The sequence below is a fragment of the Vreelandella glaciei genome (assembly GCF_013415125.1).
Taxonomy (GTDB): domain Bacteria; phylum Pseudomonadota; class Gammaproteobacteria; order Pseudomonadales; family Halomonadaceae; genus Vreelandella; species Vreelandella glaciei.
Genome location: NZ_JACCDE010000058.1, coordinates 1 through 10,122, shown reverse-complemented (window position 1 = coordinate 10,122; position 10,122 = coordinate 1). Strand labels below are relative to the sequence as shown.

The window sequence follows — 10,122 nt, the reverse complement described above, 5'->3', positions numbered from 1 at the left end:
GGAGGTCAGCGTCTGTTGTTCAGGTTCAGTGAGAGGGGCAACGAAGCGTTTTTCCATGGTTCTGTCCGTGTCAGAAATCCTGGCATGGATATTACACGAAAACTTTATATCAGGTACTTACCACGCACCGCCAGCTAAATGACCAAGAACTGAAAACGGCGGGCGTTACCCCAGAGATGGTGCGCCTGTCGATTGGTATTGAGCATATTGACGATCTGCTGGCGGGTATCGATCAGGCGCTAACTCTTCCCAAGACTAGCGGTGCGCTTTAGGTGCCTGACTATGACTAAGTCAGCCTAGCAGCTCACCCTTCCGCCTGCCTCAGGGATCGAGCGTCTCTATATAAAGATTTCGGCCAACATCAGAGCTGCATCCGCCCCATGTATGCAGGACGGTACAGGACATCAACCTCTAGTCTTATAATTTAGTAATAATTAATCATTTAAATACTCTTTATTAAACAGCAATGCAATGGCTCGACAAGTTAACGAAGAAAGCAACTAGTCATATATAATTAATTTATAAAAATATTTAGACACTGCCTCAAATTAAGATAAAAACCTCTCTTACAACCGCTAATAAGTATGCCATTTCCTGAAAAACTTAAAATTTTTCCACTCTGCACTAATTCAAGAACTTTAAAAACAATAAAGAAGCTCAAAAAAACTGAAAAACATTGTATAAAAAATATAAATATCAAAAATAAGAATTATAAAATTGCCATAAAAATACTATCCGTTGAGTCTGTTGTTTCCAGGTCGAATTCCAATCGACACAACTAAATAAAGACAGCAGGCATCATAATGAAACTGACTCCTCTTGCTTTCTCCAGTCTTATCGGTCTTACCGCCTTTACAAGTCATGCACAGGCCTTGGATATCAAGCTTGGCCATGTGTTGGCACCCACACACAATTGGCATATTTCTGCCCAAGGTTTCGCTGATGATGTAAGGGAGGCGACGGATAGCCGAGTCAATTTCCAGGTTTTTCCCAGCGGCCAACTAGGCAATGAAACCCGGATGGTAGAGGGCATGCAGATCGGTAGCATGGATGCTGGAATTATCGGTTGTGGCTCCTTCCAGTCACTGGAACCCAAGTTCGGTATCGTTGAACTGCCATACTCCTGGGCGAGCCGAGAAGCGGCCTATGCCGCCTACGATGGCGAGCTGGGCGAAACGCTCGAAGCATTGGCGCAAGAGAAGAACATCAAGGTTCTCAGCTGGTGGGAAAACGGGTTTCGTCATGTGACCAATAATCGTGGCCCCATCGAGTCACCGGACGACCTTGAGGGCCTGAAGATTCGAGTCACTCCCGACAGGATGAGACTCGATACTTTCGAAGCTTTAGGCTCGAACCCCGCGCCTCTTGCTTTCGGTGAACTCTACTCGGCGCTACAGCAAGGCGTTTTTGACGCCCAGGAAAACCCCCTTTCTATTATCTACTCCTCTTCCTTTTACGAAGTTCAGGATTACGTTTCCTTGACAGGACATGTTTGGGCACCGGCGTGCCTAACGATTGCCGATCTTACCTGGAATAAGATCAACCCCGATGACCAGGAAATCATTCAGGAACTCGCCAATGAGTGGCGCGACAAACAGCGTGCCATGACCCAGGAAGATGATGAAACCATGCTTGAAAACTTGACCGCTGAAGGTATGCAGATCAATGAAGTTGACACGGCGCCCTTCAATCAGAAGGTTCAAGACGTATGGAGCGACTATACCGAGGTCTTCGGTGAAGAGCTGATGGAGACCGTCAAACAGTACCGTACGGTCGAATGATATGACGTTTTCCAGACTTGCAACGCGAGTATCCAATCTCAGTCTGGCCGTGGCCGCAGGCGGGGCGGCCGCCCTGGCGGCACTAGTCATCTATACGGTTTTCATGCGTTGGGTTGTGGGACAAACGCCCAACTGGGCTGAAGAATTGCCGCGATTAGTGCTGATCTGGACCGCCTTGTTGGGTTCCATTACCTGTACCCATCGACGCTCCCACCTCAACGCCGGGTTGTTGCCGTTGATTGTGCGCTCCGCCGACGTCCGTCGAACCATCGGGAAGGTCACGGATTTTGTCCTGCTGGTGATGCTGCTGATGCTGGCCAAGGCTGGGTGGGACCTGACGTTAGTGACCATGAGCATGACTACCACGGCGTTGAAGATGCCCGTCGGCTTTATTTATCTCTCGGTGCCAGTGGGCTGTGTGGGTATGGCATTGATGCAGTTGCAGCACTTGTTATCTTCAGGAGATACCCCATGACCTTCGGTGCACTCACCCTGCTAGGGGTCTTCGGATTCGCCATCCTGGTCAATATACCGATTGCCTTCGGCCTGATTCTTGCCGCCCTCGTCTACCTGCTCGTTTTTGGTGCAGCTCCCATGATGGTCTCCGCACAGCAGTTCGTCGGCGGAATGGATAGTTTCACATTGTTGGCGATTCCCTTGTTCATACTAGCGGCGCAATTGATGAACAGTGCCGGCCTGACCAAGCGTATCGTGCATCTTTGCATGTCTCTGGTCGGCGACATACGAGGCGGGCTGGCCGTTGTGGCGGTACTGGCGTGTATGCTGTTCGGCGCCTTGTCCGGATCGGGGGTGGCGGATGTCATTGCCATCGGCAGCATGCTGCTGCCAGCGATGCATAAAAATGGTTACCACAAAGGCTTCAGCAGTGCTCTGGTCGGGTGTGCCAGCTCCTTCGGCACGGTGATCCCTCCTAGCATCGTCATGATCGTCTACGGCACTACCTCCAATACGTCGGTAGGCAAGCTCTTTATGGGCGGCGTCATTCCCGGCCTGCTGTTGACCCTTTCGTTAATAGGCGTGGCGCTCTATATCTCCCGCAAGCATGGCTGGGCAGGGGTAAAGCCTTCCGATCCTGCCGAGCGGCGCCGAGCGATCATTGATGCGCTACCCGCTCTCATGGTACCGGTGCTTATCATTGGGGGGATTCGTTTTGGCGTCTTCACCCCCACCGAGGCGGCAGCCTCCGCCATTCTCTATGCCCTTGTTCTCGGTGTCGTCCTCTATCGCTGTCTCACATTGCGAGACATCCTCGACTGCGTTATCGCCACGGCAGAAACCAGTGCCGCCATCCTGGTCATTATCGGTGCTGCTGGCCTCTTTGCCTGGGGGTTGACCTATGAACAGGTCCCGCAAGCCATCGCTGGGATCATCGGCGACTGGACGAATAGCTCGCACAGCGTATTGCTGTTGCTAACCGCGGTGCTACTGGTGCTCGGTACCTTCATGGAAAGCATCGCCATCATCATCATCGTCACGCCGATTGTCATGCCGCTGCTCTCTCAATACGGCATCGATCCGGTGCATTTTGGTGTGTTGCTGACAGTTAACCTCGCGATCGGTGCCAATACGCCACCCTTGGGTATCGATCTGATGGCGGCTTGTCGTATCTCCGGCATCAGCGTCATGGAAACGCTACGCCCGCTTTCGCTGATGCTGATGTCCATGCTTGCCGTTCTGATGCTCATCACTTTTGTGCCCGATATCGTGCTGTTCCTGCCCAACTTGATGGAGTGAACCAGCATGGCTTATAGCATGTTAACACGCTGTCGAAGCTGGCTTTTTGTGCCAGGTCATGACACTGAACGCCTTGCCGATGCATTGGCTTCCGGGGCCGACGCCATCGTCGTCGACCTGGAGGAGTTCACCCCCGCTGCGTCAGGTGATGCGGCCTGTCAGGCGTTCACTGGCTTGGCCGAAAGCTGTCGGCAAAAGGGCCGCCTGCCCATGGCTCGTATCAATGCCCTCGATAGGGGCGGCCGACACGAACTGGCATTACTGATGGGCGCCGCTCCCGCTGCTGTTTTTCTGCCCCAGGTCGATGAGACCAACCAACTGGAAGCCCTTGCGTCAGCACTTGATAGCGAAGAGAGGCGTTGGGGCATACCGCCGGGAACCACCGCCATCGTCCCGACTTTAGAGAGCCGCTTGGGGGTCGAGCGGGCGAATGACTTGCTGCGAACCAGTCCGCGCATTGCGGCGGCACTGCTCGGCACCGGGGATCTGGCACGAGACCTCGGGCTCTCGGCAGCGCAGCGCAGCGCCGCCCTGGTGCCCTTCCGGCAGCGTTTCCTCAAGGCTTGTGATGATACCGATATCCTGGCCATCGACGGCCCGTGGCCGGAGACGCACGGGTTCGACGACGACCAGGTCTGGTCGCGCCAGTGCGGCTTCCGGGCGCGTTGTGTCGTCGATACTCGCCAGGTCGAGCCGCTGCATCGGCTGTTAACCACCCCGTCGTCCCTAACCATTCATTCAAAGAGATCCCGCACATGAGCCACTCCGCCCTCCCTTCCCGTAACGGGGGCCAGATCCTGATCCAGCAATTGCGCCAGCATGGTGCCCGGCGTGTCTTCTTGGTTCCCGGGGAGAGCTACCTGCCGTGTATCGATGCACTTAATGAGCATCGTGACGCCATCGAGCCCATCGTCTGTCGCCAGGAGAGCGGTGCCGGCTACATGGCCGAGGCCTATGGCAAGCTGACCAACGAACCTGGAATCTGCTTCGTTACCCGCGGTCCCGGTGCCACCAATGCCTCGATTGCCGTGCATACCGCCTACCAAGATTCGACACCGATGATCCTGTTCATCGGGCAAGTCGGCAACGACTTCATCGAACGCGAGGCCTTTCAGGAAATCGATTATCGGCGCATGTTCGGCCCGATGGCGAAGTGGGTGGCGCAGATCGACGACACCGCGCGGATACCCGAATACATCGCCCGGGCCTACTCGGTTGCGACCAGCGGCCGTCCCGGCCCGGTGGTGCTGGCCTTGCCGGAAGATACGCTGTGGGGAGAGGCGTGCGTGGCCGATGTAGCGCCCAGACCCCGTCTGCATAGTTATCCTAGCCAGCAACAATTGAGCGAATTGCACCAGCATCTTGAGCGGGCCGAACGGCCGTTCCTGTTATTGGGTGGTAGTGGATGGACCGAGCAGGCCCAGCGGGAGATTGCCGGGTTTGCCGACCGCTATGCGCTTCCTGTCGGTGTCGCCTGGCGCCGCCTGGAATGTTTTGACCACCGCCATGAGAATTTCGTCGGCCATGTCGGCAACGGTATGCATCAGGCCCTGCGTGAACGGCTCAAGGCGAGCGATCTGATCATCGCGTTGGGCACGCGACTGGGGGAGCCCACCACCGAAGGGTATAGCTGGATCGAGTCGCCGGTGCCGAGCCAGACACTGGTCCATGTCTACCCCGATCCCGAAGAGCTGGGGCATGTCTATCGTCCCGATCTTGCCATCAATGCTGATGTCGTCGGTTTCTCGGCAAGCCTGGCGACATTGGCTCCCACGAGGCCACCGGCCTGGCAGCAGGAGACAACTGCCGCACGACAGGCCTATCTCGACACACTGACACCGCTGGAGGCCCCCGGCCCGCTCAGCCTCGACCGTGTCACGAAGACGGTGGACCGAATGCTGGACGGCCATGGCTGCATCACTGTCGGCGCCGGTAACTACGCGCTCTATGCCCATCGCTATATCCGTTTTGGCGGGCTCGGCAGCTCGTTGGCCCCCACGGTTGGGGCAATGGGTTACGGCCTGCCCGCAGCCATCAGCAGCAAGCTTGAATATCCGCAGCGTCCGGCTGTCTGCTTCGCTGGTGACGGATGCTTCCAGATGAATTTGCAGGAGCTTGGCGTGGCCCTGCAATACCGCCTGGGTATCGTCATCCTGTTATTCAACAATGGCATGTGGGGCACAATTCGCGCCCACCAGGAGCATGATTTCCCTGGTCGTGAAATAGCACTGACTTTCACCAACCCCGAGTTTGATTCGCTGATCAGGGCCTATGGTGGGCAAGGAGAAATCGTCGAGGACGATGCCGTCTTCGAGGCTGCCTTCGCCCGTGCTCTGACCTTTACCGAGCAAAATCACTTACCCGCCTTGATTGAGCTGCGTTATGACGCCGATGGCATCGCACCAGGAGAACGTCTCAGTGCGATTCGCGCGGCGGCACTCGAACGTAGGGATTCCGCAATGCCACAGGAGCCTCCCCATGACTGAGCCTTTATCCACCACTCTGCGTATTGATGGACAACGCCTGTGGCGTTCGTTGATGGATCTGGCCCAAATCGGCGCCACCCCCAAGGGAGGCAACTGTCGGCTGGCATTGACCGAAGAAGACCGTCTTGGGCGCGAGCTGGTCACCGGCTGGCTACGCGACGCCGGCATGACGCTGGGGGTCGACCAGATGGGTAATATCTTCGCCCGCCGTGCCGGACGCCGCGACGACCTGCCGCCCGTAGTCACCGGCAGCCATCTTGACACCCAGCCCACCGGAGGCCGCTTCGATGGTTGTTACGGTGTCCTCGCCGGCCTTGAGGTCATACGGGTTCTCAACGATCACGGCATCACCACCGAAGCGCCGCTAGAGGTAGTGATCTGGACCAACGAGGAGGGATGCCGGTTCGTTCCCGTGATGATGGGGTCGGGAGTGCATGCTGGCATCATTCCCCTGGAGGATGCCCTTGCCGCCAAGGACCGTGATGGCGACACGGTGGCCGCTTCGCTTGAACGCATCGGCTACGCAGGCGATATCCCTATGGGTAGCCGTACCTTCGGTGCCTATATCGAATCGCATATCGAACAGGGACCCGTACTCGAGGCGGAAGGTATCGCCGTCGGTGCGGTGACTGGTTCATTGGGCCTGCGCTGGTTCGATGTGGTGGTCACCGGCCAGGAAGCTCACGCCGGCCCGACCCCGATGCTCTATCGCCGCGATGCATTGAAGCGGGCCGCCGAGTTGATCGGCGATATCCTGGCGCTGGCCGACCCCCATCAGCCTCACGGCCGTGTCACCTGCGGCGAGTTCGAGCTGTATCCCAACTCACGCAACGTCATTCCCGGGCGGGTAACCTTCAGTGTGGACATCCGCCACCTTGAGAGCTCGACGCTCGAGCAGATGGAGCAGGCCCTGCGTGATGCATGTGTCAGGCACAGCGAACTAGGCAAGGTGACGGTTGAGCTACGCGACGTACAGCGAGTACCGCCGACCCCGTTCGATGCCGACCTGGTGAACCTGATCCGAACCAGCAGCGATACGCTAGGAATTCCCTATCGCGATATCGAGACCGGCGCCGGCCACGACGCAGTATTCATCAGCCGCGTGGCGCCCACCGCCATGATCTTCGTGCCCTGTGAAGATGGCATCAGCCACAACGAAAGCGAGAACGCCACGCCGGAGGATCTCGAGGCCGGCGCCAACGTGCTACTGCACACCATGCTGAGCAAGGCCGGAGTCGCCGCGTCCTAGCACCATGTACAGGAGAAAAGGTATGACCATACACGACAAAGCCTACTGGCAGGAGCTTGCCAGCCGACTGCAACCGACCACTCAAGCCTTCATCAATGGTGAGTTCGTCGCTAGCCGTGACGGCGCCACCCTGAGCGCTTACAACCCCGCCACTGGGCAGGTGTTGGCTGAAGTGACCGCCTGCGGTAGCGTGGATATTGATCGTGCGGTGCAGGCCGCACACCGTACCTTCGAAGCGGGTGACTGGTCGCGCTGTCCTCCCCTAGAGCGCAAGAGGGTCTTGCTACGATTTGCCTCACTCATTGATACCCACGCCGAAGAGCTGGCACTGCTGCAGACACTCGAAATGGGCAAGCCAATCGCCGATAGTCTGGCTTTCGATTTGCCGGAAACGGTACGCTGCGTTGCATGGTATGCCGAAGCCATCGACAAGCAGTATGACGAAATCGCCCCCACCGGCGAAGATGTCCACGCCACCATTACCCGCGAGCCGCTCGGCGTGGTCGCCGCCGTGGTTCCGTGGAACTTCCCGCTGATGATTGCCGCCTGGAAATTTGCTCCGGCACTGGCAATGGGCAACAGTATCGTGCTCAAGCCCGCCGAGGCCTCAAGTCTCAGTGCCCTGAGGCTTGCCGCGCTAGCGAAGGAAGCCGGCCTGCCGGACGGTGTGTTCAATGTCACGCCCGGCCACGGCGCCGTCGCTGGTGAAGCGCTGGGCATGCACCCGCAGGTAGATGCATTAGCCTTTACCGGTTCCACCGCCACCGGCAAGCGCTTTATGCGCTATTCCAGCGAGTCCAACCTCAAGCGGGTGTGGCTGGAGTGCGGTGGCAAGTCCCCTCATTTGGTCTTCGCCGACTGCCCAGACCTGGATGCCGCCGCTCAGGCCGCCGCAGCTGCTATCTTTACCAACCAGGGTGAGGTATGTATTGCCGGCTCCAGATTGTATGTGGAGGAGACCATCTTCGATGATTTCTTGCCGCGCCTAATTGCGGCTGCACGGGACATGCCGGCAGGCGATCCGTTAGATCCTGCGACGCGCATGGGGGCTCTGGTCAGCGCCGCGCATCATGCCAAGGTGCTTAAGTATATCGAGCAAGGTCTTAGCGAAGGCATGACCCTGCATCACGGCGGGCGACACGCATCGCCGGTCGAGGGAGGATGGTACGTCGAACCGACGATTCTGGAGGGAGGCCAAACCGCCACCTCCATGCGTGAGGAAATCTTCGGGCCGGTTCTGGGCCTGGGCCGCTTTTCCAGCGAGGCGGAAGCCATCACGCTGGCCAACGACTCGATCTACGGTCTGGGAGCTGGGCTATGGACGAGTGACCTTGGCCGCGCACATCGCGTATCAAAGCGTCTGCAAGCCGGCTTGGTATGGGTCAATTGCTATGCCGATGGCGATATCAGCGTACCCTTCGGCGGCGTGAAGCAATCCGGGTTCGGTCGCGACAAGTCGCTTCATGCACTGGACAAGTACTCGGATCTCAAGACGACCTGGTTCAATCTGGCGTACAGCCGGTGATATCGCCAATCACAAGGGATGGTTGACATCAGGCGTTTCGTCGAACAACTCAAGGCCGGTGGTAAGACGTTCTTCGAGGGGTACCTTGCCCAGGGCATTGAGGAAGAACTCCATGAAGATGGTCTCGGCGTCGCTGAAACGAGCGTCCTGATGCCACATTACGTGCAGGTCGATTTCAGCGACGCCGTCATAGGGCGGAAGGGGCCACAGCCGACCTTCCGCCACATCCCGGAGCACCAGATGCTCGGGTAGACAACCAATACCCCATCCGGCAAGTACCATCCTTTGAATTTCCTGGAGGCTGCTTGACTGGCCTACGACGTTGCCCTTAAGCCCATGATGGGCACGGAACACCGCAAGCGAAGAGAGCACGCCATCGAGTTGCTCGCTGCCAAAAGAGACATAGTTTTCACTCTTCAGGCTATCCATTGGCAAATTGTGTCGACCGAAAAGCGCGTGGCTTCTACCGCAATAAAGCCGGTATCGTTGCCGTGCGAGTATCTGACTGTTGAGGTTGCTCGGACACTGCAACGCTAGGCTGATACCCAGGGCGCCTTGACGCTGGGCCAATGCATGCTGCACTTCCTGGCTGGACATGTCCTCTATGCTGAACGTGATCTGGGGAAATTGCTGATGGAAACGTTCGAAAACGCTATCGAGAAACCGGCATTGAATTCCCGTGATGAAAAGTAGCGAAACATGGCCGACCACTTCCGGGTCAAAGTCTCCTACTGAGGCGGCTAGCCTAGCCACATTGGCATATATATTGATAGCTTCTCTATATACAAGGTGCCCTGCTTTTGTCACATTGAAACTATGACTGTCACGCTCTATCAAACGTTGACCTAGGCGCTCTTCTAAGCGTTTAAGGGACAAACTAACCGCGGGTTGAGATAGGTAAAGCCTATTGGCAGCCTTGCTGACACTCCCCTCTTGAACAATTACAATAAATGTTCTGAGAAGATTCCAGTCTAGTGTGTCATGGATAGGTCTCATAACGCCTCTCTATAACTTAAAATAGCATGTCTGCCGTTGTTTCTAATTGTAAATTATTAGCTTAAATAAACTATAAAATACTTAATATTAAACAATATAAAGCAATTATTTGCTGTAAGTACTTTATATTATTAATTTTTTACTTGCACTATAATGGTGCTTTCAGCTTTTAACTCAATTTTTTTTGCGCCAATAAAGTGCTTTATTGCTATTAATTAACATGGCTTCGTGTAGCGTCGTGAGGTTTTCATGACTAGAAATCTACTTGTATAAATTTCATTAATCTTAAACATAAAAATAAAAAAACACTAGCTTGCTGGATTCTATTGA

8 protein-coding genes and 1 pseudogene are annotated in these 10,122 nt (G+C 56.1%); 8 read left to right on the top strand and 1 reads right to left on the bottom strand.

The genetic code is table 11. From position 1 onward, the window contains the following. Window positions 1-89: 89 nt before the first annotated feature. The 8 genes and pseudogenes from HZS80_RS22660 to HZS80_RS22625 all read left to right on the top strand — a co-directional run. Window positions 90-272, top strand: a pseudogene (locus tag HZS80_RS22660) (PLP-dependent transferase); the annotation flags it as partial. Window positions 273-803: 531 nt separating this feature from the next. Continuing rightward, window positions 804-1,781 carry a TRAP transporter substrate-binding protein gene (locus HZS80_RS22655; RefSeq protein WP_179917399.1) on the top strand — a complete coding sequence of 326 codons (978 nt, stop codon included), beginning with the start codon at window positions 804-806 and terminating at the stop codon, window positions 1,779-1,781. A gap of 1 nt (window position 1,782) precedes the next feature. Next, the gene (locus HZS80_RS22650; RefSeq protein ID WP_218927816.1) at window positions 1,783-2,256 is read left to right on the top strand and encodes a TRAP transporter small permease; all 474 of its coding nucleotides are present in this window, start codon (window positions 1,783-1,785) and stop codon (window positions 2,254-2,256) included. Then, complete coding sequence (locus HZS80_RS22645; protein ID WP_035556582.1) at window positions 2,253-3,536, top strand: TRAP transporter large permease; 1,284 nt, start codon at window positions 2,253-2,255, stop codon at window positions 3,534-3,536. The genes HZS80_RS22650 and HZS80_RS22645 overlap by 4 nt, the downstream gene beginning before the upstream one ends. A 6-nt stretch (window positions 3,537-3,542) precedes the next feature. Beyond that, window positions 3,543-4,295 carry an HpcH/HpaI aldolase/citrate lyase family protein gene (locus tag HZS80_RS22640; protein WP_179917398.1) on the top strand — a complete coding sequence of 251 codons (753 nt, stop codon included), beginning with the start codon at window positions 3,543-3,545 and terminating at the stop codon, window positions 4,293-4,295. Continuing rightward, a complete protein-coding gene (locus HZS80_RS22635) occupies window positions 4,292-6,022 on the top strand; it encodes a thiamine pyrophosphate-binding protein (protein WP_035556580.1) in 1,731 nt (576 codons plus the stop codon). Before HZS80_RS22640 ends, HZS80_RS22635 begins: the two co-directional genes overlap by 4 nt. Beyond that, entirely contained in the window at window positions 6,015-7,271 is a 1,257-nt protein-coding gene (locus tag HZS80_RS22630) for a Zn-dependent hydrolase (protein WP_035556578.1), read from the top strand. The genes HZS80_RS22635 and HZS80_RS22630 overlap by 8 nt, the downstream gene beginning before the upstream one ends. A 22-nt stretch (window positions 7,272-7,293) precedes the next feature. Beyond that, complete coding sequence (locus HZS80_RS22625) at window positions 7,294-8,796, top strand: aldehyde dehydrogenase (protein ID WP_179917397.1); 1,503 nt, start codon at window positions 7,294-7,296, stop codon at window positions 8,794-8,796. A 9-nt stretch (window positions 8,797-8,805) separates the two neighbouring features. Here HZS80_RS22625 and HZS80_RS22620 read toward each other — a convergent pair whose 3' ends face one another. After that, a complete protein-coding gene (locus HZS80_RS22620; protein WP_179917396.1) occupies window positions 8,806-9,792 on the bottom strand; it encodes a LysR family transcriptional regulator in 987 nt (328 codons plus the stop codon). Window positions 9,793-10,122 lie beyond the last annotated feature (330 nt).